Annotated in this window: 26 protein-coding genes and 2 other annotated features; of the genes, 21 read left to right on the forward strand and 5 right to left on the reverse strand. The window is 38.8% G+C overall.

Translation table 11 applies throughout. The features are described from left to right. Nucleotides 1-73: 73 nt before the first annotated feature. Nucleotides 74-271 carry a hypothetical protein gene (locus ACOSV2_RS03935; protein WP_428973987.1) on the reverse strand — a complete coding sequence of 66 codons (198 nt, stop codon included), beginning with the start codon at nt 269-271 and terminating at the stop codon, nt 74-76. A 294-nt stretch (nt 272-565) separates the two neighbouring features. Between ACOSV2_RS03935 and ACOSV2_RS03940 the strand changes: the two genes are divergently transcribed. The 4 genes from ACOSV2_RS03940 (at nt 566) to ACOSV2_RS03955 (ending at nt 3949) form a co-directional block, all read left to right on the forward strand. After that, nucleotides 566-1006: a hypothetical protein gene (locus tag ACOSV2_RS03940; protein WP_428973988.1), complete on the forward strand. Its 441-nt coding sequence runs from the start codon at nt 566-568 to the stop codon at nt 1004-1006. Nucleotides 1007-1330: 324 nt separating this feature from the next. Next, on the forward strand, nt 1331-2179 hold the full coding sequence (locus tag ACOSV2_RS03945; protein WP_428973989.1) for an STAS domain-containing protein: 849 nt from the start codon (nt 1331-1333) through the stop codon (nt 2177-2179). A 169-nt stretch (nt 2180-2348) separates the two neighbouring features. After that, the gene (locus ACOSV2_RS03950) at nt 2349-3329 is read left to right on the forward strand and encodes a ring-cleaving dioxygenase (RefSeq protein WP_428973990.1); all 981 of its coding nucleotides are present in this window, start codon (nt 2349-2351) and stop codon (nt 3327-3329) included. A gap of 14 nt (nt 3330-3343) precedes the next feature. Next, on the forward strand, nt 3344-3949 hold the full coding sequence (locus ACOSV2_RS03955; RefSeq protein WP_428973991.1) for an alpha/beta hydrolase: 606 nt from the start codon (nt 3344-3346) through the stop codon (nt 3947-3949). Between the two features lie 45 nt (nt 3950-3994). On the opposite strand, the gene ACOSV2_RS03960 is transcribed toward ACOSV2_RS03955, so the two are convergent. Next, on the reverse strand, nt 3995-4912 hold the full coding sequence (locus ACOSV2_RS03960) for a hypothetical protein (protein ID WP_428973992.1): 918 nt from the start codon (nt 4910-4912) through the stop codon (nt 3995-3997). Nucleotides 4913-5176: 264 nt separating this feature from the next. On the opposite strand from ACOSV2_RS03960, the gene ACOSV2_RS03965 reads away from it, so the two are divergent. Both ACOSV2_RS03965 and ACOSV2_RS03970 read left to right on the forward strand, forming a co-directional pair. Next, complete coding sequence (locus ACOSV2_RS03965; protein ID WP_428973993.1) at nt 5177-6241, forward strand: bifunctional transcriptional activator/DNA repair enzyme AdaA; 1065 nt, start codon at nt 5177-5179, stop codon at nt 6239-6241. A 103-nt stretch (nt 6242-6344) separates the two neighbouring features. Further along, a complete protein-coding gene (locus tag ACOSV2_RS03970) occupies nt 6345-6950 on the forward strand; it encodes a YitT family protein (protein ID WP_428973994.1) in 606 nt (201 codons plus the stop codon). A 40-nt stretch (nt 6951-6990) separates the two neighbouring features. On the opposite strand, the gene ACOSV2_RS03975 is transcribed toward ACOSV2_RS03970, so the two are convergent. Further along, entirely contained in the window at nt 6991-7767 is a 777-nt protein-coding gene (locus tag ACOSV2_RS03975; RefSeq protein WP_428973995.1) for an MBL fold metallo-hydrolase, read from the reverse strand. Nucleotides 7768-7943: 176 nt separating this feature from the next. Here ACOSV2_RS03975 and ACOSV2_RS03980 point away from each other — a divergent pair, with 176 nt between their 5' ends. From ACOSV2_RS03980 to ACOSV2_RS04025, 10 genes are all read left to right on the forward strand, one after another. Further along, nucleotides 7944-8120, forward strand: a complete 177-nt coding sequence (locus ACOSV2_RS03980) for a hypothetical protein (protein ID WP_428973996.1) — start codon at nt 7944-7946, stop codon at nt 8118-8120. Nucleotides 8121-8317: 197 nt separating this feature from the next. Further along, nucleotides 8318-8614, forward strand: a complete 297-nt coding sequence (locus ACOSV2_RS03985) for a TIGR04104 family putative zinc finger protein (RefSeq protein ID WP_428973997.1) — start codon at nt 8318-8320, stop codon at nt 8612-8614. 107 nt (nt 8615-8721) lie between these two features. Next, nucleotides 8722-9723, forward strand: a complete 1002-nt coding sequence (locus ACOSV2_RS03990; RefSeq protein WP_428973998.1) for a DUF3231 family protein — start codon at nt 8722-8724, stop codon at nt 9721-9723. Between the two features lie 306 nt (nt 9724-10029). Beyond that, a complete protein-coding gene (locus tag ACOSV2_RS03995) occupies nt 10030-10890 on the forward strand; it encodes a hypothetical protein (protein WP_428973999.1) in 861 nt (286 codons plus the stop codon). Between the two features lie 316 nt (nt 10891-11206). Next, nucleotides 11207-12004 (forward strand): alpha/beta fold hydrolase, encoded by a 798-nt coding sequence (locus ACOSV2_RS04000; protein ID WP_428974000.1) that lies wholly within the window; start codon nt 11207-11209, stop codon nt 12002-12004. A gap of 132 nt (nt 12005-12136) precedes the next feature. Further along, nucleotides 12137-13603 carry a sensor domain-containing diguanylate cyclase gene (locus ACOSV2_RS04005; protein WP_428974001.1) on the forward strand — a complete coding sequence of 489 codons (1467 nt, stop codon included), beginning with the start codon at nt 12137-12139 and terminating at the stop codon, nt 13601-13603. Nucleotides 13604-13847: 244 nt separating this feature from the next. Next, nucleotides 13848-14570 carry a YwaF family protein gene (locus ACOSV2_RS04010; RefSeq protein ID WP_428974002.1) on the forward strand — a complete coding sequence of 241 codons (723 nt, stop codon included), beginning with the start codon at nt 13848-13850 and terminating at the stop codon, nt 14568-14570. A 58-nt stretch (nt 14571-14628) separates the two neighbouring features. After that, a complete protein-coding gene (locus ACOSV2_RS04015) occupies nt 14629-15180 on the forward strand; it encodes a glycerol-3-phosphate acyltransferase (protein WP_428974003.1) in 552 nt (183 codons plus the stop codon). A 35-nt stretch (nt 15181-15215) separates the two neighbouring features. Next, nucleotides 15216-16826, forward strand: a complete 1611-nt coding sequence (locus ACOSV2_RS04020; protein WP_428974004.1) for an aminotransferase class V-fold PLP-dependent enzyme — start codon at nt 15216-15218, stop codon at nt 16824-16826. Continuing rightward, complete coding sequence (locus tag ACOSV2_RS04025) at nt 16823-18682, forward strand: LTA synthase family protein (protein WP_428974005.1); 1860 nt, start codon at nt 16823-16825, stop codon at nt 18680-18682. The genes ACOSV2_RS04020 and ACOSV2_RS04025 overlap by 4 nt, the downstream gene beginning before the upstream one ends. Nucleotides 18683-18760: 78 nt before the next feature. Here the strand turns inward: ACOSV2_RS04025 and ACOSV2_RS04030 are convergent, their stop codons facing one another. Next, on the reverse strand, nt 18761-19141 hold the full coding sequence (locus ACOSV2_RS04030; protein WP_428974006.1) for a hypothetical protein: 381 nt from the start codon (nt 19139-19141) through the stop codon (nt 18761-18763). Between the two features lie 130 nt (nt 19142-19271). Continuing rightward, entirely contained in the window at nt 19272-20525 is a 1254-nt protein-coding gene (locus ACOSV2_RS04035; RefSeq protein WP_428974007.1) for an ATP-binding protein, read from the reverse strand. A gap of 412 nt (nt 20526-20937) precedes the next feature. On the opposite strand from ACOSV2_RS04035, the gene ACOSV2_RS04040 reads away from it, so the two are divergent. From ACOSV2_RS04040 to pyrH, 5 genes are all read left to right on the forward strand, one after another. After that, nucleotides 20938-21840, forward strand: coding sequence for a YitT family protein (locus ACOSV2_RS04040; RefSeq protein ID WP_428974008.1), 903 nt, complete (start codon nt 20938-20940; stop codon nt 21838-21840). Between the two features lie 186 nt (nt 21841-22026). Further along, a complete protein-coding gene (locus ACOSV2_RS04045) occupies nt 22027-22335 on the forward strand; it encodes a hypothetical protein (RefSeq protein WP_428974009.1) in 309 nt (102 codons plus the stop codon). A gap of 52 nt (nt 22336-22387) precedes the next feature. Beyond that, the gene (locus ACOSV2_RS04050; protein WP_428974010.1) at nt 22388-23209 is read left to right on the forward strand and encodes an undecaprenyl-diphosphate phosphatase; all 822 of its coding nucleotides are present in this window, start codon (nt 22388-22390) and stop codon (nt 23207-23209) included. 71 nt (nt 23210-23280) lie between these two features. Beyond that, nucleotides 23281-23502: a binding site (T-box leader), on the forward strand. A 34-nt stretch (nt 23503-23536) separates the two neighbouring features. Beyond that, nucleotides 23537-23760 (forward strand) — a binding site (T-box leader). Nucleotides 23761-23811: 51 nt separating this feature from the next. Then, the gene (thrS, locus tag ACOSV2_RS04055) at nt 23812-25035 is read left to right on the forward strand and encodes a threonine--tRNA ligase (RefSeq protein ID WP_428974011.1); all 1224 of its coding nucleotides are present in this window, start codon (nt 23812-23814) and stop codon (nt 25033-25035) included. Between the two features lie 195 nt (nt 25036-25230). Beyond that, nucleotides 25231-25959, forward strand: coding sequence for a UMP kinase (gene pyrH / locus ACOSV2_RS04060; RefSeq protein WP_428974012.1), 729 nt, complete (start codon nt 25231-25233; stop codon nt 25957-25959). Nucleotides 25960-25976: the final 17 nt, after the last annotated feature.

Genomic DNA, 25976 nt, shown 5'->3' on the forward strand with positions numbered 1-25976 from the left:
GGTAATGAAAGAATTTATTGGTTAGGGGATGAAGGAAAATCTGCTTGTAGAGTAATAAAGGGGAAACACAGAGTCAAAAAGAGTGATCTTCTGTTTTAACACTTTGATTACTGAACTCGTTTTCGAGTATTTCCAGTATTCTTTCTTCTGAGAATCCTGTGATCATCGATAGATTGCGTAAACCGGGCTTGATTCCTATAGACACACAGAAATGATAAGCACTTTGGATAGCAAGTGTTTCAATACACTTTCTTGTCAGATTGTTTTTCATTCTCTCATCAGCTCCCAACTATTTTGACAAATGACTAAGTAGTAGGATTACGACATCATATTTAGATTTGCGGTTGGTTTCTAGTAGGAGATTCATATACACACCGAAATAGTATATCGAGACATACCTGCTGTCTATTTCTCAGTTAATACTCTCATTATACACTTTATATTGTGAATTGTAGAGTTGATTTTACAAAACAATGTAATATTTTTAGAATATACTTATAATTCCACCGGGTTTATATATATAATTTAAAGAGTGCAGTAAAAGGTATTACTTAGGGGGATCGCAATGAAATTTATAAGATTGAGCCTGATGTTGGTTTTGTTTCTTTCTGCGTGTACTGGAATGGGCGAAAATCTCCCACATCAAAAACTGGATTTGAGGGAAACATCTAAAGCGCTTCAAAAATCTATTTCAGATCATGGAAATGGAATCTTTCTGTATGATAATGGGACCGGAAGTACGCTTGTTGTGTTAAATGGAAGTGTAGTAGATCTAAATGCTAAAAAAGCTCCCTATTATGAAAACATTGATTTTGAAGTAAGAGAAAGCACATTATGGATTTCCTTTACTGAGCACTTTGAAATAAACTATTCGCAAAAAGAGGTGACTAATCAATTAATATATCGCATTAATAGAAATGAATTTAAAGAGAACTTTGATACGATTAAAGTGTTGAAAAATGATAAGGAAATTCCCATTACCAGTGTAATTAGCGGGGAATTTTAGGATGAGAAGTGAAAAGGATGAATATAGTTACAATACTAGAGCAAATGAATATGAGTGGTGTCCATTTAAGATGGATGTGTTGAGGGGACGGACCTGTCATGCTCTTAATTAAGAGTGTTTAAATGGAATTCTTGTATGAATGTGATATATAATGAAGAATGGTATAAGAAAAAGTCGAAAGTTGATGGATCGACTCAACCTGTAAGACAGAAATTAATGAAGATGTAACAAGAGAAAAGAGCCTGAATTACCTACTACTCATTGCGTCAGACAGGGAAGAAGAAATTGATATAAATATATTGGATATCATAGGAGGAATTCTACATGCATAGGAATCAGGAACTACATACATTTTTATTAAGTAAAGCTCGTCAATTAACGGAAGATTGGTATAGCTCCCTTGATAAAAGCACTTCAAACGGTGTTTATTCTTCCTCAGATCCCAATGTGATAAAAACGTTAAAAAATCAAAACTTTATGTTTCACGGCATTCTTTGTAATGTTTTTGCTGAGGATAAAGAAACGTTTAACAAGAAGATCGATGAATGGGTCTTGACCATTGCGGAGGATAAGGAACATTTAGAAACCCCAAATCACTATATTCTTAGAGAATTCACGAGGGTTAGACATCAATACTTGGAATTCTTGAAAGAATATGCAGAAACTCATATGGAAGAAAACATCTTTGAACAATTTAGCCTTTGGAATCAAGTCATTATTGAAGCATTTGACCGGGTTATGTTGCGTTTTGTTGAGCTGCAAACGGAAGTGGTGGAGCAGCAGATCCAATCCCAGCAGGAAGTCATCAATGAATTAAGTTCACCTGTCATATCCTTGAACGGACATACAGCGCTTTTACCCCTTGTAGGTAATATCGATCCTACACGTGCGGAATTAATATTAGAGAATGCTTTGGAACAATGTGTTAATAAGGAAGTTTCTCAATTGTTCATCGACTTATCAGGAGTTGTACTGATTGATACGATGGTAGCCCATCAAATCTTTCAGCTGATTGATGCACTTCAGTTGATCGGAGTTAAGCCGATTTTATCTGGGTTACGCCCTGAAATCGCACAGACAGCTGTCCAGCTGGGATTGAATTTTGACAACCTGACAATTACTTCTACCTTGTCACAAGCCCTGACTATTAAAAATAATGAAGTCGAATATTGAGCATAAAAAACATTCGTACATGGTGTATGGATGTTTTTTTTGTAGGGGTATTGGAGAGTGTAGAAAAAAGAAAAAACACTTCGAAGTAAAGTATCTTGAATTAAAGGTAATTTTCGTGTATGATATAGATAGAAATTAAGCAAGATTATTACTAAGGAGTGAATCGATTATGAACTTAAAACCACTTAAAGGGCAGCATCACGTTTCTGCCATTACAGCGAATGCTAAGAAAAATTATGAATTCTATACAAAAACACTAGGGCTTCGACTCGTAAAAAAATCCATCAACCAGGACGATACATCTGTTTACCATCTTTTCTATGCAGATGAAAGAGGAAATCCAGGGACGGACCTTACATTCTTCGAAATTCCACAGGCGGGGAATACGTATAAAGGGACGAACAGTATCTCATTAACGGCACTGAGAGTGAACACGGATGAGTCTTTAGCTTATTGGAAGAATCGCTTTGAAGAGATGGGTGTTGAGCATGACGAAATTTCTCACCATAGTGGGCGGGCAACACTAAGCTTCCGTGATTTTGAAGGTCAGCGCCTCATGCTTGTGTCAGATGAAAAGAACGAAGGAGTTCCAGGTGGGAAGCCATGGGATAAGAGCCCGGTACCCGTGGAGCATGGGATTGTTGGCCTGGGTCCGATTACGCTGACGGTTGCTCGTGGGGAAAACACGGCAATGGTACTGAAAGACGTATTAGGTTTTACAGAAACAAGGGCTTTTCCTTCATATGTAGATGGGCAACCGGATATTCGCGTATTTGAAACAGGGGAAGGCGGTACTGGTGGAGAGGTATATCTTGAAGAGAGAAATGATCTTCCACAGGAAAGACCGGGAAGAGGAAGTGTTCACCATGTAGCCTTCCGTGTGGAAGATGAAGATGAATTACGTAAATGGGTTGATTGGGTCACACAGAATCGCTTGCCGAACTCAGGTTTTGTTGAACGATACTATTTCCGTTCACTCTACTTCCGTGAACCAAATGGTATTCTTTTCGAACTGGCTACTGACGGACCAGGCTTCGAGACCGATGAAGATTTTGATACTTTAGGTGAAAATCTATCACTTCCACCATATTTTGAAGCGCAAAGAAATTCCATAGAAGCGAAGTTAAAACCCTTGGATACAAAAGAATAAAGGAGGAAGTCAGCTTGAAACATATATTTAAACAAGGAAGTAAAGACTTACCCACACTTCTTCTCCTTCATGGTACAGGTGGAGATGAGCGTGACCTATTACCGCTGGCTGAAATGATTGAGCCCGATGCTTCTGTATTAAGCGTAAAAGGAAATGTGGATGAAAATGGAATGGCCCGCTTTTTTGCACGCTTACGGGAAGGTGTTTTTGATGAAGAGGATTTAGTCTTTCGAACCCAGGAATTGAATGAATTCATTGATAAGAGTGCTAAAAACTACGGGTTCGATCGTCAAAATATTGTTGCGCTGGGATACTCCAATGGAGCGAATATCGCGGCAAGTTTAATGTATCATTACAAGGATGCATTAAAAGGTGGAATCCTGTTTCATGCTATGGTTCCTAGACGAAATGTCAAACTTCCAGACTTAAGTGACGCCCTTGTATTCATTGGTGCAGGAAAGCGAGATCCACTTATCCCCATGCAAGAAACAATGGAACTCGTTAAGAATCTTCAAGATGCCCGAACACAGGTAAGAGAGTTCTGGACAGAAGGTGGACATGAGCTACGTCGTGAGGAAGTAGATGAAGCTAAAAGATGGTTTGAAGAAAACTTTAAATAATTTTCAGAATCCGGAAGGGGAGAGTCTTCCGGATTTTTTTAATGATCAATTGTATTCTACTCTTTCATAGGCAGTCAACACTCGTAGCATTCCAAGGGTCAATATACCCTTCCATTCTTTTTGGGCAATCGGCCAGGTATCGTCATATTGACCGAACCAGGACCAATTCGGCTGCCAATAACCTTTCTGTTGTTGATTTTCAATTTCGACATTCAATTGCATATGTACCTCCTCTTTTAAGGCTTCATAAAACGGGGAAGCGGGATGACTGGCTATCTGCAATGGTTTTGCTACATATTCATTCCAGCGTGATGGATCGGTACAAACCGTCTTTCGTACGGAAGAAGAAAGTATCTTATAAAGAATGGATTCCGTTTCCCCTTTCACCTCAGAAAGGAGTCGATCATAACAGAGAAAGTCATGCATCTCTATTGGGTGTGATAGATTCTTTAACTCTGCGACCGCTCTCTCAGTCCATTCTTTTAAACGAGGGTGCTCTGGACTAAATAAATGAAAATAACCTACTATTTCAGCATTAGGGTTAGCCCAAGTCGTTTGAACCCCGCTATGGCCCTTTTCAGGATCAAAATGCCACCATGGTGCATGGGGAACCCAATTAACCTCTTCAGAAACAGCATGCCAGCCGCTGATCTCCTCATCGTATGTGTCTTGAAGGTAGCTCATCGCTTTTTGAACGATAGGGTGTTCGGATGAAAGCTTCAAATCCTTTGCATGCTGTAACCCAACGGTTGTTGCCATTGGAGATGAACGGTCCAATCGAAAATCAGGCTCTATACTGTGGCCGAATCCTCCGTCCGTATTTTGGAAATGTGCTAGTTCTTTGATTGCTTCCTCTTTAGTTCCTTCTTCATAGAAAAAGGTAAATAGCTTTTGTTCAAGTGGTCTCGCGTGGGTTTTAATATAGATAGCTGCTGAATTCCACTGTTGTATTGTCAGTTTCATAAGAGACGCTCCTTTATCGTGACTTAGATTGAATGATCATTATCGCTACCTTAATACTTTATCTATTGGGTGAGAGAATCCCTTCTTTTTAGATGATTTGTTGGATTATAAAGGAACGTCCCCTGGTATTTTTAGAATTTTCAAGAAACATGAGAAGGATAGAAACTTCTATTATTCTAATGAAAATCGATGCCTGATTTTCGGCGGCATCGTTTTTTTATTGGGGTTATAATAAAGTAAGAATGAAACAGTGGAGGAATGAGGATGATTTCAGCCGAACTACAAAGGGAGTATTATCAAGCGTTAGTGGAAAGAAGATCGGAATACGAAGGGGTTTTTTATGTAGGGGTTAAAACGACAGGTGTGTTTTGTCGCCCGACTTGTCCGGCTAGAAAGCCTAAATTTGAGAACTGTGAATTCTATGGAACAGCTCAACAAGCCCTTCTGGCATCGTTTCGACCCTGTAAAAGATGTCAGCCCTTATCGCACCCCAATAGTATCTCAGATGTTGTAAAGATGCTGGTAGAGGCTGTGGAAGAAAATCCAGAAAAACGTTGGAAGAATAAGGATTTTCAGGAGCTATCCATAGATGCATCTACTGCACGGCGTCATTTTAAGAGGCGGTTCGGTATGACCTTTGTAGAATATGCCAGAGCCCGAAGGATGGGGATTGCCATGAAGCACATCCGATCAGGGTCGATGGTGATGGATGCTCAACTTTCAACGGGATATGAATCAAGCAGCGGATTCAGAGATGCTTTTTCAAGAATTATGGGAACGGCACCAGCTTTGTCTCATCAACAACACATACTTAAAGCAGCTTGGATTGATACGAAACTTGGACCGATGATTGGAATTTCAGACGAAGAGGCTTTATACCTGCTGGAGTTTGTTGATCGTCGGGGTCTGGAGAAAGAAGTGGAGAGACTGAGGGAGAAAACAAAGGCAGCAATCGTCCCCGGTTCTACAGAGCCACTAAAATTCATCGAAAAGGAATTGAACGCCTATTTTGAGGGCACTTTATCAAGTTTCCAAACTAATTTAAAAATCATCGGAACTCCTTTCCAACAAAAAGTTTGGAGAGAATTGCAAAGGATACCCTATGGACAAACCAGATCCTACACTGAGATTGCTGAAAATATTTCCAATCCAGCAGCTGTTCGAGCAGTCGCAAGGGCCAATGGGTGTAATCAGCTTGCCATCATCATTCCTTGTCATCGGGTGATAAGAGCGAATGGAGATCTTGCCGGCTATGCAGGTGGTCTTAACAGGAAGAAATGGTTGATTGAACATGAAAGCAAGATGAATGAAGGAATCATTCCCGACTGAAATTATAGATGAGGAAACCAATCTCATTTCTTTGTTGCAGAAGAAGTGTATTGCTACTAGACTATGAAATAGAGTCCTTTACAGAATCGGGAGCAATGTACAAATGAATGTAGTAAGAAAGGGTACTATTTTAGGTATAGCAGCAAGCATACAAGGATTGGCCATGGCTATGTTTTTGTTTCCACATTTCATCCCTTCAGGTGGGGCTGCAAGTGTAAGTGTGCTATTAAACTATTTGCTGCATGTCCCATTTGCCATTACGCTATGGGTGTTGAATGCTGCTCTTTTACTAGCTGCGGTTAAATGGTTAGGAAAAGAGAATGCACTTTGGACCATGTATTGTGTGACAGTCACGTCGTTTGTAGTTAATTTCTTAAATTCTTATCTAATCGGGACGGTCTCAATTGTTTTCGTAGATTTATTGATTGGCAGCATCCTTTTCGGAATCGGGATAGGGATCCTGTTCAGAATGGGAGCATCCTCTGGTGGGATGGACATTTTAGCACTTATTATTTCAAAGCTGAAAGGGTACACCCCAGGGAAGACTTTATTCGTCATTAATGGCAGTGTGCTACTATTAACAGGAATCGTAGTAGATTTAAAAATCATTCTTTTTGCCTTAGTCTGCCAATTCATAGGAACAAGAATCCTGGATATCATTTGTCAACTGGAATACAAACGAAGCCTCAACCGCCTCGGAAATCAGTAAACAGAAGGTCCGACCCTATTTTGAGGGACGGACCTTCTGTTTATGATATATCTTTGATGATAGATTTGACTGTATGTTCTGGTGAGTTTTCGAAAAGTGAGATATATTGAAAAAGTTTGTTTTTGGGAAGCAGATGTTTTCGAATTTCTTTAGCCGTTTTTCCCTCCAGGTGTGCTTTCATAACGGCTTCTTGAAGGTTCTGAAGATAGGCTAGTTTCTTCTCTAAAAGCTTTCTTCCTTGCTTCAAGTATCCTTGATGTGAACAATACACTTCTTGAAAGGAATACTGCAGGGTTCTGTCAATTGATCGAATGAGCTCTGGTACAGATTCAAATGAAAAATTAGATGTAGGAGAATGGAATAAGTATAAATCCCCTGAAAAGCAAATGCCCTTTTCCTCATCTATGAGAACGATGTGATCATCAGCGTGCCCCGGTGTATGAACAATTTGAAACGAATGCCCGTCCGTTTTAAATACGTCTTCTTCAAGGGGAAGCGGGTGAAATGCCTGGCGGTTATGCCAGAACATAGCTCTGTAAAAAGGCAGTTTAGTGCTGTGAGAGCACTTTTGTACCCCTAACGGATGAATCCATTGAGGAATGGAGTAAAACCTTTCGATCCATGAACTGTTACCCGTGTGATCCTCATGATGATGAGTATGAATCACTTGTTGGATAGGAAGCTCTTTTACAATTTTCCGCACTTCGTTTTTCATACTGTAAGGTCCTGTATCAATAAGGATATCGTCGACTCGAAAAATGTAAACCGGCATCCTCTGACCCATCGTTTGAACGTTTAGTTTAAATGATTGTATCAATTTAGTTACCCCTTATGATTTAGTGTTATAGTACATAGTTCGAATGAAAGTTGAAAAATCCTGCATGAATTCTTATTTTTGAGGGGAATATCCATAACCAAGGTATCTAATTGGTTGAACATGGTATAATTTACTATAATTGGTGTATCAAACGCTTTTAAAGGGGTTTTTAATGTATGACAGGGAAACGGAAGTCTTTGCTCTTAATCCTAACCATCTTGATGGTGATCACCATCATACTGCTCGATAAAATGGGTTTAAAAAAAACGATTGAGTCTTGTGAGAACCATGGCAGTGTTGTAGAGGTGGAAGAAGGAATCCTGTCATGGAATGTATCATGTAAAAAAAAGTAATATTGGTGTTGAATTTAAAATTTGGTTAAATATGTGAAAAAATTCACAAAACTGCACTGGAAATATTGGTGATGGGGTGTGATTTTGGAGCCCCTAGCAGTAAATACGAGGGACGGACCTCAGTAACATCTATTCCTGACAGACTTATAATGGTAAACTAGAGAAAAGAGTAGATAAATTACATGGGGGGAAATGCCTTGCAGAAGTGTAATGTATGCAAGAATCAGTTTCAATGGAAAGAGTTATTATTCTCCATTTGGAGGTCTTATAAACCTATTGTATGCAGTGAATGTGGTAAAAAACATACGATTAATTTCACCTCGAAATTTATTGTTTCTTTTCTCATCATTGTTCCAGCGGTTGTATTCGGATTAATGATTGCACCCGAACAGGGTTTATCAAAGCCGCTCACGTTTGGTGTAATCGTATTATTGGCTATGGTTATTTCACTATTTCTTCCGTTATTTGTGAAATATGAATATAAGAACAGATAAGAAAGAGAGCTGCCGATCACAGGCAGCTCTTTTCATTTACCATAAATCACCCAGAATAATTTACAAGATTAGGAAAACACTAAGAGAAAAAGAAAAGGAGTCGAAAGATGGAGGACAAAGACATAAGATTGACTACCGCAGAAATTTCCGCTTTGTGGACGACATATATTAAGTGCTCGGCGCTAAATTGCTTTTACACCCATTTCCTTACATACTTGAAAGACGAAGGAATCAAATTCATCATCGAAGAAAGTCTACAGACAAACGTAGAGATAATGAGTAAGATTAAGACTCTCTTTATGTCTGAAGGATTTCCTGTACCAAATGGCTTCACTGACAGGGACATAGATACAACCGCACCACCCTTATATACTGATTTATTCGCTCTTAGTTTTGTTTACCGCGGAGGTCAGGTCACGAGCGGTCATTACACTACTATAGTGGGGGCCGTTGCCCGTAAAGATGTATATGACCTTTTTGAAAAAGTGCTGACGAAATCATTATCACTATATAAACAATCATTGCAATTAATGTTGGAAAAAGGGATCTATGATCGTCCACCAAAAATGAATTATCCCCATTCTATAGAATACATTTCAGAGCAGCCGACTTTGTTGGAGAGCTGGTTAGGTGAAACAAGGCCACTTAATGCATTGGAATTGAGTGAATTATTCTTTGTAATTGAGAGGAATTGCATTGGAATTATTTTATTGAAAGGATTTATACAAGTTTCTAAAGATATCGAAGTGAAGAATTATCTAAAAAAAGGAAAAAAATTAAGTGAAAAGCAGATTACCACTTTTAATAATGTGCTGGTAAAAGATGATTCATTTCCCACTTATCCGGTATCCATGGAGGTAACAGATTCAAATGTGGCCCCATTTTCAGAGAAATTGATGCTTTTTTTTATCTCGTCTTCAAACTCAGTGGGGCTGTCAACACTTTGTCACGCCATCACGATGTCTACAAGGAAGGATTTAGCCGTTCATTATACACTTTTTGTGACAGAAATCATGAAATATGGTGCAGATGGCCTTAAGCTGTTAGTTGAACGTGGATGGTTGGAGCAGCCACCACAGCAGAAGAGTCGTGAGGACTTGAAGGAATGAAATCTGATTGGGAGGTATGTGGATATGGTTTCGAAGCTTCTTTTTATTTTTCTAATTGGAATGATTACGCTGCTGAACATCGATTTAATAAAAAATCGGGTTAAAAATGCAGTAAGGTATAAGTTCGCTGGCGTGGTATCGGCATTTTATTTAGTGCGGTAGTATGACATATGTATGTTAATGTATCCAACCCTTCAATTTAGGTTTGGATCTTTTATTTTCTTGTGAGTGAATTTGTTCATAAGTTACACTGTTAATAAGGAAAACGTGTGCAATGTAAAATCCAAATGGAAAGTGAGAGATAAAATGTCCATTACATATAAATATTTTCAAGGTGAAAACGATTTAGCTCTTCAATATGATTTCTGGAGAAAAATAACCTCTACACTTCCCTTTGCCTGGAAGCCGACTATGTCCCCATTAATGTTTAAAGAACAAAACGAATTTGACCCGAGGTCACGTTGCTTTGCCTATGATGGTGATGATCTTGTTGGATACATGAGCTTTACAGGGAGAGGTGATTTTGTCTCTCTTGGTTACCCTTGGGTCTTATCAGGGTATGAAGGGATTCAGGATGAATTATTTGAGCGGGTGTACGGTTTTGCTGTAAGCGATGAGTACGGAGGTAAGATATTGGCTCAACGTTTTCGTGAACAGTGGGAGAATCAGATTCTTTATTTTGAAAAAATGGGATTTGAAATCACGAATGAATCCGAATTAATTGGCAGATATCTAACGAATGTAGGAAGTAAAGAAGATATTGAGTTCTCATGGGAGATCTCCAATGAGTTTATATTTGAAGATTGGCGTTCCATTATGGAGGAAAATGATGAAGTGAATGAAGCCCAAATCAAAATGATGGAAGAATACTATTCTTCCGTTGATTTTGACTTTTCCATTGCGTTTTTTAACGAGGAACAAATGATTGGCGTCATGGGAATAACATTACGTGATGATACAAAGTATAGTGAAGTATTGTCATTTGGAATTTTACAAGAATTCAAGACTCATAAGGGTAAAATGATTAATGTGTTAATGAACGAGGCAAGGTCAATGGGAGCCATAACGATTACATTTCATTCTTCAGATATTCCTGAAAAGGACATCCAAAAGGAATTGGGTTTAAGTGAGCTTACGAAAGATATCATGATGGTAAAGGAGGTATAAGCTCTTGTTACAAGTCTGAAAACCATGATGATAGCAGTGCGGAAAATGTAAGGGATTTCTAAAATTGGCAGGCAGTCTCCCATTCATCACAAAATGTTCGGAATTTCTTCAGCTATTATATGACAAAGCAACTTCAGATAGTATAGAATAATAGATAATTAAGGTAAGGCTTCAAGAGCATAGAGTGCATCATGCAATTGTTTTGAAAATCGATTTTTACATTAATGATAGTTAATAGAAGTAAAACGACTCTCAAATAATTGGCCTGATTCATTTCATTCTTTTGGTAGGTTGTGCTGTTTTAAGGAGAGAATTGATGCTAGAATACAACGTTCATCAAGGAGTCGGCAAAGAGTATGTGGTGTTTCTCCATGGAATCGGTGGAAACTCAAGAATTTTCGGCAAGCAGCTCGATATATTCAAGAAATCTTATAATGTAATAACGATTCATTTGCCCGGGCATGGAGAGTCCCCAAATATAGAATCATATAATAAAAAATTCACCATTGATCTAAATATACGTGAAGTTCTTAAGGTACTTGATCACCTTAATGTGGAACGGGCTCATTTTATCGGCATTTCTCTTGGCTCGGTTCTCATACACGCTTTGCTTCAAACTGCTCCAAATCGCGTGAAAAGTGCAGTTTTAGGAGGGTGTATTACCAGGTTTAATTTACTATCCAATACACTTCTTAAAATTGGTGATACAGTAAAAAATATGATTCCATTTATGTGGTTATATAAAATTTTTGCCTATATTATGATGCCTAAAAGCAATCACAGAGTTTCACGAAAGTTATTCATCCGTGAAGCAAAGAAAATGAACCGTAATGATTTTCTCGGGTGGTATCGCCTTACCCCTTATGTGAAATCAACATACACTTCTGTACAAGAAAAGGCTTCTCATATTCCCAAGCTTTACATATCCGGGAAAGAAGATCACCTATTCGTAAAGTCTCTCGATCAGGATACAAAAGGAGACCCCTCTGCTACGAAAGTGTTCATTGAAGATTGCGGACATGTTTGTAATGTAGAAAAGCCAAGGGAATTTAATCGACTGGCACTTGATTTTATTTATAAGAACCAGGGTGTGCCATTACGCAAGGTTCAATAAAAAACAGATGTTTCCCATTTCCTTATCGAGATGGGAGCTTTTTTTGTGAATGCATGATATTCACAGACTAGATTACGATATTAAAGGTTTACATAATAATATATTCAATCCTACAGAAAAGGGAGTGGAAATATGGGAGATTCTTTGGATGATAGCTATTTAGATAATGTTGAACGTGTGAACGAGCTTACGTGCATGAACATTTACCAATGTGGGAGGGAAGAACGCTACGACCGAATAACCCGGCTCGTGAAAGAAGTATTCCAGGTTGATGTGTGCCAGATCAATCTAATGACGGATAAAGAACAGTTGTTTAAATCTTCTGTGGGGATAGGGTTACCAGGGGAATCGGATGCGGTAAGTCGATCGCCGGTACGCGAGTCATTATGTCAGTATGTCATTGTAGATAAAGATTATTTTGTAGTCGAGGACACTTTAAAGCATGTTGAATCACCAACGTACCATTATGGAGAAAAGTATGGAATACGATTCTATGCGGGCGTCGGATTAAAAGTGAAATCAGGACATGTGATTGGGACACTCTGCATTGTCGGACACGCTCCAAGAACTTTTTCTTGTAAAGAATTGGATCTCCTTAGAAGCTTCGGGAAGTGGGTAACAACCGAAATAGAGCTTCAAGAAGAAATGACGTTAAAAGAAAGTCGGGAAACCTATTTAAAGAAGTTGTATTCCATTTTCACTTCAACTCAATCATTAGAAGAGAAGCAGCAACAATTGCTTGATACCTTTTCGCGTCTATTAAAAACCCGTTTACTAGGCATGTTCTATAGGAAGAAAAATCAGTTTCTTCCTATAGCCGGTGAAGAAGACCTTTCATCGTTCTTGAATCAGGAACTTCAAAGGGAAATACATACCTATTTAACGGTTTCCAGTCGTAAAGGGACCCTTGAGATTAATGACACTCAAGTTCATCTTCTGCCAATAGTCGATAATGGGGTATCAAAAGGATGTTTCTTCTTCATTGATGATTCATGTGAAGAAGATTCCTTGCTTCACCAACACTTGAAACTGAACGAAGATTTATTAAATTTGGGTAGCGAGTGGATGAACACAGAGTATATCCGGATGGAATCACATCTTGAAATTCAGAAGCTACTAAGAACCGACGAGCTAACTCAATTAAAAAATAGAAAAGCGTTAAATGAGGACCTAAAAGACTTGTACACAAAGACGATAGACTACGCATTGTTGTTCCTGGATATCGATCACTTTAAAGGGATCAATGACACCTATGGTCACTCAGTTGGTGATTATGTGTTAAAGGAGATAGGTAAACGTTTAACCTCATTGAAACAAGAATATCCTGTTGCATGCTACCGGATCTCAGGAGATGAATTTGTGCTTCTAATAAAAAATGAAAATGCAAATACGGTTAAAATGTTGGCTGAAACAGTATTAGGGGCTTTTTCGGTACCTGTTGTATTTGATGGCGCAAACGAACTGATAGTGGGAGTGAGCATTGGCGTGAGTGTCTCCTCTGGTAATGAAGTGGATGACTTTAAGTCTACGATTCAGCGTGCAGACCGGAATATGTATGATTCAAAGCGAAGTGGCGGAAATCGAATTACAATGGAATAAGAGTTATAGAATGGAGAAATCTCTGTTAAGGAATCTGATGGATTCTTAACAGGGATTTTTTTGTTCTGTGGTTTAGGATTTAGAGAAAGGGAATATGGAGAAAGGAATGTTTAGGTTGAGTTAAGGGCAATGATTGGGAGGTATCTTTGGGGAGGTCCGTCCCTTAAAGGAATTGATGAACCATTAAGAGAATATAGTATAGATTGGTGTTCGAAGGGGAGTTGTGGATTTGGTGAAGGAGTTTATGAATTTTAGGTATGAGGAGTATCCTTTTGAGTTGTTTTCGGTATCTCATGTGATAGCAGTGATCATTTCGTTTGGATGTATGATCGGTTTGTATGTGTTTAGAGATCGACTAAGCGGCAGTGGTAAGGGTGTGTTGAAATGGCTTCTCGTGGTGCTGCTGGTTTTGAGTGAAGCATTATTTCAGGTTTGGTACTTTATCAATGATCAATGGGATGTAGCCATTAATTTGCCGTTTCAATTATGTTCCATCTCATTGTATCTGTGCACGGTCATGCTTATTACGAAAAACTATAGGATCTTTGAAATCAGTTTTTTTGCCAGTATGACAGGTGCCTTTATTGCCATCGTGACACCTGAGTTGTTTTTTGGTTTTCCCCATTTTCGTTATTTTCAGTTTTTCTTAGCACATTTGGCGATTGTAATATCCTGTTTGTACATGGTATGGATCGAAGGCTTCACATTGACGTTCCGGTCTATGGTGAGGGCATTCATTGCTTTAAATCTGATTGCGGTCATCGTGTTCATGGTGAACAGATTGGTAGGAGCAAATTATATGTTTCTTTCTCATAAACCTTATAATGCAAGTCCCATAGACTATTTAGGCGAGTATCCGTACTACCTCCTGGCTCTTGAAGGTGTCGCCCTTATATTATTCAGCCTTCTTTATATACCTTTTTATTTCATTAAAAATAGGAAAAGTGGAGGAAATATAAATACATGAAACTTTCCTGGGTCTCAATCCGTCTATTAACATATAAGAAAAGTCAGGTGCAGGAATGATGAGTAATAGTATAATCATAAGTAGTATCATTTTGGTTTCTTACGGTCTGGGAAGTATAACAGGTGCTTATTATATAGTGAGAATGTTTACCGGTGAAGATATTCGTAAACTGGGAAGCGGGAATGTCGGAGCAACGAATGCAGGTCGAGCTATAGGGAAAAAAGGTTTTCTTCTGACGCTGCTGATAGATGCCGGGAAAGTGATTCTTGCATTAGTGATCACGGCACAATTGGCTGAAGGTGAGAATTACTACGTACTCAGTTCTATATTTGTCATGATCGGACATCTCTTTCCAATCCAGCTTGGACTACATGGTGGAAAGGGAGTAGTTGCTTATTTAGCATCTGCATTATTTCTTAATCCCCTTACCATTGGGATTTTCGCCATCACTATGGGAATCTCATATATGATTTTGAGAAAATACACCATTGCCGGTTTTCTTTCAATGGCAACCATTCCGATTACGGCATATGTGATTGAGGATTCATTCACCATTTTTATCGGATTATTGTCACTTTTTGTGATGGTACTGTTGGTCCATAAACGATAGCTTAAGCAATCTGCGGATACATAGGAGGTACGAGAATGGAGAACCTTTCTCTTCAATATAAAATTGCAAGTGAATCATATGAGTTTCAACAAATCTATACATTGAATTATCAGACCTTTGTAGAAGAAATACCTCAGCACGAAGGAAATCCAGAACGCAAACTGATTGATAAGTTTCACGATGAAAATACATATGTTATTGCTAAAGATGAAAGTGAAGTCGTTGGCATGATAGCGGTTCGTGCCAAGCGTCCCTTCTCTTTGGATTTAAAACTGAAAAACCTTAATGAATATTTACCGGCTGGTGCCGTTCCTTGTGAAATTCGCTTATTATCTGTAAAAGAAGCATACAGAAGTACGAGGGTTTTTTATCAATTATGTGAGCGTTTAGTATCTTATTGTTTGGAGAAAGGATATACGATGGCTCTCATTTCAGGAACCGTTCGTCAGCTAAAGCTATATAAACGAATCGGTTTTCAGCCATTTGCCGATCTCGTGGGGGAGGAAGGGGCCAAATTTCAGCCAATGTATTTAACCCGTGAGAGCTTCGAAAATTCCACGAAAGCCTTTCAGCGATTAATGATTCGCAAAACAGAAAGTTCAGTTCCCCTTTCATTCCTTCCAGGACCGGTTCCACGTCATGAAAAGGTAGAAAAAGCTTTCAAAGGAGATGCCGTTTCTCATAGAAGCAGCTCGTTTATTCTTGAAATGGGAGAAGTTAGAAGATCATTATGCGAGATGACAAACTCAAACTATGCAGAAGTTGCAGTGGGAACGGGCACCCTATCTAATGACATGGTTGCAGCTCAGCTGAAATGTCTGTCAGGTAGCGGCCTGATTCTCGCAAACGGAGAATTTGGGTACCGGTTGATTGATCATGCAAACAGGTTTGATTTACATTATTATAGGCTAGAAAAAGATTGGAATGAAGCTATTTCATTAGGCGAAGTGGAAAGTTTACTCCAGGAAAATCAGAACATAAAATGGCTATGGACGGTTCATTGTGAAACGTCGACAGGCTACTTGTATGACCTGAACGGGCTACTTTGTCTGTGTAAAAGGTATGGGGTGGAGCTATGCGTCGATGCCTGTAGTTCGGTTGGGACCATTCCAGTGGACTTTAAGGAAGTGTACTTTGCCACAACGGTCAGTGGGAAGGGATTAGGCTCTTATCCCGGCCTCGCCATTGTATTTCATCGAGAAAAAATACAGCCCAGTCCGTCAATTCCAAGGTACCTGGATATGGGAATGTACGAGGTCAATGGAAGCATCCCGTATACCCACTCATCAAATCTGGTAATGGCCCTAAAGGAGGCACTGCATTTTATTGAATATGAAGTTCATGAAAAAATAGCTCTGAGAGTAAGATATCTGTTAACTCAAGGAGGATTTCATATACTAGGGAATGAAAACTATTCTCCAGGAGTGATTACAATGGCATTGGAGAGGGAACAGTGTAGTAGACAGTTTGGTGATGTTTGTAAAGATAAAGGTATTTTATTAAGCTACGAAAGTGATTATTTAGTAAAGAGGAATTGGGTGCAGGTAGCACTTATGGGAAGACAAAACGAACGAAAGGTTTTGGAAGCAATGAAAATACTCAACAGAGAATATCAAAGCAATGTCGATTCAAGGGTTGTGAAATGAGTAAGATATCCCGTTTTATCTCTCGCTTCAAGACATACAAATTGATTGGGTTTGCACTCGTAACCTTATGGTTAAAGACCGTGTTGGTTTCTTTTATTGGATTTAATTTACGTATCGAATCCTTTTTGGACTTATTACTCATCATATTCAATCCTCTTGGTTCGTTAATGCTATTAATTGGATTCAGTTTTTACTTCTCTAAGAAGATAAAACCTGCTGTTGTCGTCCTAGTTATGGGGATTGCAACCGGGCTTTTATACGGTGATCTATTATATTTTCGATTTTACTCTGATTTTGTTACTGTTCCGATTTTATTTCAGTTTAAAAATGTAGGGGGGATTGGACCAAGTACCTTTGAACTAATGAGTCCCTGGGATCTCCTCTTAATTGTAGATTTCCTTCTTATCGGGTGGTTATTAAAGAGAAAGTGGACGGCTACCTCTTCCATTGAGGTTTCAAGGAGGTGGAAGCTTTCATATATCGGGTTGAGTCTATTGTTACTGCTCGTTACAGTAGGATTAGGGCTGGTGAAATCACCATATTTATTTGCTGAATCATATGACAGAGAGCAAATGGTCAAATCAGTGGGTCCATACAATTATCACCTATTTGATATCGGGGTCGAATCTACGGTACCTTTCACCAAGATGCTTGCCAGTAAATCAGACACGGAAGCATCCATTAAATATACACAATCCAAGAAACATAACAACTCAGATTTGTTCGGTGTTGCCGACGGAAAAAATGTTGTATTGATCAGTATGGAATCCACCCAAAATTTTGTCATCAACCAAAAAGTCGGCGGAGAAGAAATCACACCTTTTTTAAATTCTTTAATCAAGGATAGTTTTTATTTTAATCAAATTTATGATCAGACAGCTCAAGGGAAAACCTCAGATTCTGAATTCATGATCGATACAGGGTTATATCCACTGGCAAGCGGTTCAGCATTTGTTCGCAAACCGGATAACCATTATAAAAGCATGCCCCATATTTTGAAAAAGAAAGAAGATTATTATGCGGCCGTTTTCCATGGAAATGATCGTACTTTTTGGAATCGTGAAATAATGTACAAATCGTTAGGCTACGATCGGTATTTTTCGAAGAGAGACTTCAATGTAACGGAAGAAAACTCTGTTAACTACGGATTAAAGGATATCCCGTTTTTCCAACAATCCATTTCTTATCTTGAGAAATTACCCCAACCGTTTTACACACGTTTCATTACGCTAACCAATCACTTTCCATTTTTATTAGAAGAAGAGGATAAACTTATACCAGAGGCTTCAACAAAAGAAGATGTTGTGAACCGTTACGTAACAACCGTACGTTATGAGGATGAAGCGATTAAATCATTGTTTGACAGGCTTAAGAAAAATGGAATGTACGAAAATACTATTTTTGTACTATATGGAGACCATTATGGGATCTCAGAAAAATATGAAAATGGAGTTTTTGAGCTTTTAGGGCAGGAAGACACTCCGGTGAATCATGTGAAACTTCAACAAGTTCCACTCATTATCCATGTGCCTGGTGAAGATGGAAAAACGATCAAATCGATAGGAGGAGAAATTGATATTCGTCCAACCATTCTCCATTTATTGGGGATTAAAACGACGGATAATCTTTCATTTGGACATAATCTGTTCACTCGAAAAGAAGACCATCCAGTCATTTTCAGGGATGGTGACTTTGTAACTGAAAAGTACGTCTTTAAAGACAATGTTTGCTATGATAAGAGCAGTGAAGCATCAACTTCTGAATCATTATGTGAGCCGTTTAAAGAAACTGTAAGAAAAGAGTTAGGCATGTCTGATGATATTATATATGGAGATTTGCTGAGGTTTTTAGATTAGACAAAGAAAACCCGGCTCTGCAGTAGAGTCGGGTTTAGTGTTGCATATATAATTTTCTATAATATTATTATGTAAACTTTAGTCATTCCTTGTTCGTTCCCTATTCCCTAAAAGACTTAATCTGTCTGAATTTATTTCGTAGAATCTTCCATTAAAGCCAATCACTCCTACTCTAAATATGCGGTTTGGGTCATTTAGGCTTATGTAGTGTCTATTTATTCGTAATGTAAATAATCCAGAAGTATAGGCTCCATCACCGTTTGCTAGCTTAATCCTCTCTGTAATGTTCCCCTCGCCACTATCCATTTCAATGATAGAGCAGTCTTCATTGCAGTCAATATTATATTCCTCTTGCAGCCAAAGGGTAAAATCTTTTTCTGTGGGCTTATTGAGAATGGTTATGATGCATAGTGTTATGATTAGACCTATTAAAAACAGGATTGTCGATCTTTTGCTCATCGTATTAGCCTCCCTCCAGGTTATAGTGCCCTGGAAAATATTGATAAAGTAAGTGTATCATAGATTAACAGCGATGGGATTATTCCAAGAAAAAAGCCCAGGATAAAATCTCCTAAGCTTTTGGTGATGATTATTGTTTGGTTGTGAGGGGTAGTCGAATTTTCACGACAGTACCCTTATTCAACTCACTTTCGTATTCAATCATTCCACCCATTTCACGAATGATTTTATTCGTTACCATGCTCCCAAGGCCGGTGCCCTTTGTTTTCGTTGTGTAAAAGGGTAAACCGATCTTTTTCAGCTCATCCCCAGTCATCCCTTTTCCCGTGTCTGAAATATTGATGACCACATTGTCCCTGGTAGAGTCTTCTTTTAAAAAGATGGTGATTTCCCCACGTTCCTCAATTGATTCAATTCCGTTCTTTATGACGTTCATAATCGCTTGCTTCATATGATGCTCATCACCCTTAATATAATGGGTGCCATTTTGGTGGAATAGTATCGATGTATTCGAATAGGAGGCGAATGGTCTTAGTAAGTCGACACAGTCCTGAAGCACTCTTTCCAGGTTGAGTGTAGACAGCTGAAATTCACTTGGTCTTGCTACGCTTAGGTAGTCTGTGATGATTTTATTCGTACGATCTAATTCATTCAGAATAAGAGGGGAGTACCTTTTAAACTGTTCATCCTCAGTATCCTCGCTTAGATGCTGTATGAATCCTCTAACGGTTGCAAGGGGGTTGCGAATCTCATGGGCAATAGAAGCCGCCATCTGTCCCACCATATTCAATTTATCGAGATACACCATTTCTTCAATCTGTTTGTTCGTTCGAATCAAATGTTCAATAATGAACACCAGTGCCACAAATGTAAAATAGAAAACAGTGAAATAAGTGAAATAAAACGGCAAATGAAGAATAGGAATATAGTTGTAGATAATCATGATGTAAAACAATGAATGAAACAGGAAGATGATTGTACTTCCCAGTAATTTATATTGTGTCTTTAATAACATCTTACGAAAGAGAATGCCTATTACAAACGCCAGCACGGAGACCGTTATTCCAACCATTACATATGGACCACCTATTAAATGGCGGAAGATGATCACGCATCCTAAAACGATCGATCCTGATAATAATCCGGCGTAGATCGTCGCAATTAAAATCGCGATCATTCGTAAGTCAAAATGAGTTTCTCCAAGGGTTTCAATCGGATAAAGCATACACAATAAAGCCCCAAAGGATGCGATAAGACCGTAAGTGATTTTATGTTTATAATGTGGAACTTGTTTTTCTTTAAATGGAAATAATACGTTTGCATTATACGTAAAGGAAAATAAAATTGTAATATTGACCAACAAAGTTTTGATTAATGTAATCAAAGAAAAGCCTCCAAAACCTAATTTACCTGGAAAAAGAAAACAGTTCCAGCCTATCCAAAATTTGAATATACAAGTATTAAAAATACTGCATTTTCCCCTTTGAGTCAAATCTTACAATTAGATGAGGGACGGACCTTGAAATTATTAATAGAAAATGGCTGGATAACTTGAATAATATGATTAAAACAAGATTTTCGTTGTTTAAATGAAAGGCGGATGGTGCTCTATTAGAGGTCCGTCCCTCACTTTTAGCAGGTATTTTGAAGGTGAAAATAGAATATATAAGTTATACAAGCCGGTTTTTGTGGGCTTTGATGGATTGGTTTGGTGTATGTTACATAGATCATTTTGGTTCCAATGAGATGAGTTCAGTAGTTGTCGCGGGATGTTAATCTTAGGAGGAGGAACGAGAATGATTGAAGGACAGGTAATAGATCAATTGCAGCAAGTGAAAATAAAGCATAAGAAGATTCCCCTAAAAGAGGTAGTGAAGAGAGCTTTCCTCATTACCATCGGGGCGATGATCATGGCGGTTGGGCTTGAAATATTCCTAGTCCCGAACCAGGTCATTGACGGAGGAATCGTTGGCGTCTCGATTATGCTCTCCCATATTACAGGCGTTAAACTTGGTCTTTTCATCTTTATTCTCAACATCCCCTTTTTCTTCATCGGATATAAACAAATCGGAAAAACCTTCGCATTCTCAACATTATATGGAATTATCATATTATCGATTTCAACGACATTTCTTCATCCGGTAGCTGCCTTCACACAAGATATTCTGCTGGCTTCTTTATTCGGCGGCATCGTTCTCGGAATAGGAGTGGGTATGGTCATTCGTTACGGTGGATCTCTGGATGGTACGGAAATCCTTGCTATTTTATCAAGTAAAAAGCTGCCCTTCTCTGTTGGTGAAATCATAATGTTCATCAATCTGTTTATTCTGGCTTCCGCCGGATTTGTGTTTAGCTGGGATAGAGCCATGTATTCACTTCTGGCCTATTATGTAGCATTTAAAATGATTGATATTACTATTAAAGGACTGGATGAATCCAAATCGGTTTGGATCATAAGTGAAAATTACAAGGAGATTGGTGATGCCCTCTTACACCGACTGGGGAGAGGAGTGACCTATTTGAAAGGAGAAGGGGCCTTTTCAGGAGACGACAAAAAAGTCATATTCTGTGTCATCACTCGTCTGGAGGAGGCGAAACTTAAAGATATCGTTGCAGAACATGATCCTTCCGCTTTTCTAGCCATTGCGGACATAGCAGAGGTAAGGGGCGGGAGGTTTAAGAAGAAAGACATTCATTAGTTGTAAGAGAGAAGTACAGTATAGGAAAGCTCTATACTGTACTTTTTATTGATTTGACCTTGAACATGATTTTTTAGGCTAATGATACAAATGATACATAGGAAGTGTTCTGTTCAGTAATTCCTTATTGTCGTCCCCTGTCGGTTATAGTATGATAAGCTAGATTATCACGAGGGGGGGAAAAGAGTGAAGAAAATCATGTTGCTTGTACTATTTTGCTCTTTTGGAATTTTCCAGCAGATAAACGATATTCAGGCTCATAGGGGAGAAGAGGTCATTCAGGATCAAGCTCAAATTGCCTATCTTGACGATGATTCTTTCTCTTTAACTTCTTCTTTAGTGACGAAGAAAATAGAAGATAAAAGCAAAATTCCTTTTAAAAGAATTCTGACTCTAATTCTTCCCACTCTTTCCAATGACGGACTATATTCCCATTATAGAGGGGATTCAACCGGGTTTGGGGTCATCGTGAAATATCACTCCAACTATCTTTAATGACTGTCATATTCACACACAGTATGATTAAACGATAGAGGAGAAATGATAAATGGACGTCATCATGTTAATAAAAGCATTCATATTGGGTATGGTCGAAGGGTTAACGGAGTTTGCTCCTGTATCTTCCACTGGCCATATGATTGTAGTAGACGATTTATGGATCCAATCGAAAGAAATACTGGGTAAATATCCGGCAAATACGTTCAAAGTTGTGATCCAAGTAGGCTCAATTTTAGCAGTTGTCATTGTATTTAGAGAGAGATTTAAAGATTTACTCGGATTTAATCACCGTACCGCAAGTAAATCATCCAATTTAAAATTAACTCACATACTGGTTGGATTAATACCCGCAGTGATTCTAGGCTTGTTATTTGAGGATTATATAGATGAGCACCTTTTTTCGCTTAATACAGTTCTGGCTGGTTTAACGATCGGTGCTTTCCTCATGATTGCAGCGGATTTGTTTCGTCCCAAAAGCGTCACAGTGGAAAACGTCGATGGGATAACACATAAAAAAGCGCTGGTGATCGGGCTTATTCAATGCTTATCATTATGGCCAGGTTTTTCGCGGTCAGGCTCCACCATATCTGGAGGAGTATTACTAGGATTGAGCTACCGGGCAGCATCAGATTTCACATTCATTATGGCGGTTCCCATCATGTTGGGAGCAAGTTCGCTTTCTCTTATGAAGAACTGGATGTATTTTACCCCTGAGTTTTTACCGTTTCTATTGGTTGGGTTCTTAAGTGCATTTCTATTTGCTTATCTGTCGATACACTTTTTCCTGAAGGTGATCAATAAAATCAAGCTAATTCCATTTGCGATTTATCGACTTGTCCTTGTTGCGATTATTCTTATTGTTTTTATTTAATCACTCTTGACAGTTAGAAAATACTACCATATAATTTCAATAACAAATTTATTCTGAATTGAATATACTATACGAAAGCTAAGATGAGGACATGAGTCTTTCCGCTTTTTCTTGATCAGAGAGCAGGGTCACCGGCTGAGAGCCCTGAAGAAAAGGAAATGATTTACCACCTCGGAGCTATTATGGTGAAATGTCAGTATCCATAATCGGGAAAACCGTTATCTTACTTAAGCGAAGAGTAATATTTTACACTTCTGAATTAGGGTGGAACCACGACCGCACTCGTCCCTTGGTTAGGGATGGGTGCGGTCTTTTTATTAATTGAATAAAAAAGTGATGAAGAGGACACGAATCATTTGCTGTTTTTCTTACCAGAGAACAGGGTCACGTGGCTGAGAGCCCTGAAGAAAAAGAAATGATTTACCACCTTGGAGCTATTATGGTGAAATGTCAGTATCCATAATCGGGAAAACCGTTATCAACTTTGAGCGGAGGGCTTTTGTTTAGCACTTCGGAAATAGGGTGGTACCACGACCGCATTCGTCCCTTGACAGGGATGAATGCGGTTTTTTCTATATAAAAAATGATTGGGAGGAAACAAAATGTCAATTCAATCTGAAGTGGAAAAACGAAATCACAGGAAACTAGGTCAGGAGCTGGAGTTATTTGTATCGATGGAGGAGGCACCCGGGATGCCTTTTTATCTACCGAAAGGAATGCTATTAAGAAATGAGTTAGAAGACTTTTGGAAGAAAGAACATCGGAAAGCAGGATACCAGGAGATTAGGACTCCCATCATGATGAAGCAGGAGCTATGGGAAAAGTCGGGCCACTGGGATCATTACCATGAGAATATGTATTTCTCAGAGGTAGATGATCAGAAATATGCGATAAAGCCAATGAGTTGCCCAGGGGCAGTCTTGATCTATAAAAGCAAGAGAAGAAGTTATCGGGAGTTACCCCTTCGTTACGGTGAACTAGGTTTAGTTCATCGACATGAGCTATCGGGTTCATTAAGTGGATTACTGAGAGTCCGTTCCTTCACACAGGATGATGCTCATCTATTTGTAAGGGAAGACCAGATTCGATCGGAGCTTCATAAAGTATTGGATATTATCGATCTTTTCTATAGCAAATTCGGGTTTGACTATAAGGTCGAGCTTTCTACCCGCCCGGAAGATTTTATGGGCTCCGTTGAAATATGGGATAAAGCTGAAGAAGATCTGGAAGGTGTATTGAAAGAGAGAGGCGTCGATTATCGAATCAATAAAGGAGACGGTGCTTTCTACGGGCCGAAAATAGACTTTCATATATTGGACGTTCTTGGTCGAAGCTGGCAATGTGGTACGGTTCAACTTGATTTCCAAATGCCTGAAAAATTCGGTTGTGAATATATTGATGAAGACAATGGAGCAGTCAGACCGATTATGATTCACCGAGCCATTTACGGTTCGATTGAACGCTTTATGGCAATCATCATTGAACATTTCGGAGGAGATTTTCCACTTTGGTTAGCTCCCCACCAGATCAAAATCCTTCCGATTTCAGACGCACACTTCCAATATGCTCAAAGTGTGAAGTCTCAATTAGAAAGAGAAGGGTTTAGGGTAGATGTCGATGATCGCGTAGAAAAAGTCGGTCTGAAAATCAGGGAAGCAGAGATGCAAAAAGTTCCTTATATGATGGTAATAGGAGACAAGGAGGTCGAGAGTGATACTATTTCGTTACGGAAGAGGAAGGAAGGAAACGTAGGTATGGTGAAGATAAAAGAAGTTATGTTGAAATTACAAGAAGAGGTAAATGACTTGGGTAGTAGGGCGAACTAAATAAAAAAATTCACTTGAACATTTCCTTTATTTTCTATACAATTAGAGAAGGAAAATTCTGAATAGTGAGAGAGGGGGAGAAGGAATGTTAATCAATCAACAATCATATATCAGCATTTCTTCTCCTATAAAAAGAACTAAAAGGGTATTCATTCCCTTTTTAGTTCTTTTTTTATGTCCAGGGGAGGAATATAGATGAGATACAAGCGTGTATTAATTAAATTAAGTGGTGGAGCGCTGGCGGATAAGGAAGGAAATAATTTTGGGACTGAAGAGCTTGATCACATTGCAGGCGAAATCATGTCGATCGTCAATATGGGGATTGAAGTTTCCTTAGTTGTGGGTGGCGGCAATATTTTTCGGGGAAGCTTGGCAGATACATGGGGAATAGAGAGGGTAGAAGCGGATAGTATTGGAACTCTCGGAACCATCATCAACAGTCTGATGCTTAGAGGTGTGTTGAAAAGTAAGACTGACAAAGAAGTTCGAGTGATGACTTCTATCCCTGTTTCAACGGTTGCCGAACCGTATATTCGTCTTCGCGCCGTTCACCATCTTGACAAAGGATACATTGTTATTTTCGGGGGTGGAAACGGTCAACCCTTCGTAACGACGGATTATCCAAGCGTTCAGCGAGCCATCGAAACGAATAGTGAGGCCATCCTGGTAGCGAAGCAGGGGGTCGATGGTGTTTTTACGAGTGACCCTAAACGAAATAAAAACGCGAAGATGTATCACAATTTAAATTATGATGACGTTGTAACGAATAATATTAAAGTCATGGATCAATCAGCTCTGCTGTTAGCAAGAGACTATAAACTCCCTGTACACATTTTTAACTTCGACCAGGCAGGAATCATGGAGAAAATATGCTCTGGTCAGAAGCAGGGAACGCTGATAAATCATGAAGAGACGAGATTTTGAGAAGATGAATATAACTA

Source organism: Rossellomorea sp. DUT-2 (assembly GCF_052665285.1).

Excerpts from the sequence above, each read along its gene's own strand:
- ACOSV2_RS03935 (WP_428973987.1), bottom strand. The coding sequence starts at position 271 with ATGAAAAACAATCTGACAAGAAAGTGTATTGAAACACTTGCTATCCAA.
- ACOSV2_RS03940 (WP_428973988.1), top strand. The coding sequence starts at position 566 with ATGAAATTTATAAGATTGAGCCTGATGTTGGTTTTGTTTCTTTCTGCG.
- ACOSV2_RS03945 (WP_428973989.1), top strand. The coding sequence starts at position 1,331 with ATGCATAGGAATCAGGAACTACATACATTTTTATTAAGTAAAGCTCGT.
- ACOSV2_RS03950 (WP_428973990.1), top strand. The coding sequence starts at position 2,349 with ATGAACTTAAAACCACTTAAAGGGCAGCATCACGTTTCTGCCATTACA.
- ACOSV2_RS03960 (WP_428973992.1), bottom strand. The coding sequence starts at position 4,912 with ATGAAACTGACAATACAACAGTGGAATTCAGCAGCTATCTATATTAAA.
- ACOSV2_RS03965 (WP_428973993.1), top strand. The coding sequence starts at position 5,177 with ATGATTTCAGCCGAACTACAAAGGGAGTATTATCAAGCGTTAGTGGAA.
- ACOSV2_RS03970 (WP_428973994.1), top strand. The coding sequence starts at position 6,345 with ATGAATGTAGTAAGAAAGGGTACTATTTTAGGTATAGCAGCAAGCATA.
- ACOSV2_RS03980 (WP_428973996.1), top strand. The coding sequence starts at position 7,944 with ATGACAGGGAAACGGAAGTCTTTGCTCTTAATCCTAACCATCTTGATG.
- ACOSV2_RS03990 (WP_428973998.1), top strand. The coding sequence starts at position 8,722 with ATGGAGGACAAAGACATAAGATTGACTACCGCAGAAATTTCCGCTTTG.
- ACOSV2_RS03995 (WP_428973999.1), top strand. The coding sequence starts at position 10,030 with ATGTCCATTACATATAAATATTTTCAAGGTGAAAACGATTTAGCTCTT.
- ACOSV2_RS04000 (WP_428974000.1), top strand. The coding sequence starts at position 11,207 with ATGCTAGAATACAACGTTCATCAAGGAGTCGGCAAAGAGTATGTGGTG.
- ACOSV2_RS04005 (WP_428974001.1), top strand. The coding sequence starts at position 12,137 with ATGGGAGATTCTTTGGATGATAGCTATTTAGATAATGTTGAACGTGTG.
- ACOSV2_RS04010 (WP_428974002.1), top strand. The coding sequence starts at position 13,848 with ATGAATTTTAGGTATGAGGAGTATCCTTTTGAGTTGTTTTCGGTATCT.
- ACOSV2_RS04015 (WP_428974003.1), top strand. The coding sequence starts at position 14,629 with ATGAGTAATAGTATAATCATAAGTAGTATCATTTTGGTTTCTTACGGT.
- ACOSV2_RS04020 (WP_428974004.1), top strand. The coding sequence starts at position 15,216 with ATGGAGAACCTTTCTCTTCAATATAAAATTGCAAGTGAATCATATGAG.
- ACOSV2_RS04025 (WP_428974005.1), top strand. The coding sequence starts at position 16,823 with ATGAGTAAGATATCCCGTTTTATCTCTCGCTTCAAGACATACAAATTG.
- ACOSV2_RS04030 (WP_428974006.1), bottom strand. The coding sequence starts at position 19,141 with ATGAGCAAAAGATCGACAATCCTGTTTTTAATAGGTCTAATCATAACA.
- ACOSV2_RS04040 (WP_428974008.1), top strand. The coding sequence starts at position 20,938 with ATGATTGAAGGACAGGTAATAGATCAATTGCAGCAAGTGAAAATAAAG.
- ACOSV2_RS04050 (WP_428974010.1), top strand. The coding sequence starts at position 22,388 with ATGGACGTCATCATGTTAATAAAAGCATTCATATTGGGTATGGTCGAA.
- thrS (WP_428974011.1), top strand. The coding sequence starts at position 23,812 with ATGTCAATTCAATCTGAAGTGGAAAAACGAAATCACAGGAAACTAGGT.
- pyrH (WP_428974012.1), top strand. The coding sequence starts at position 25,231 with ATGAGATACAAGCGTGTATTAATTAAATTAAGTGGTGGAGCGCTGGCG.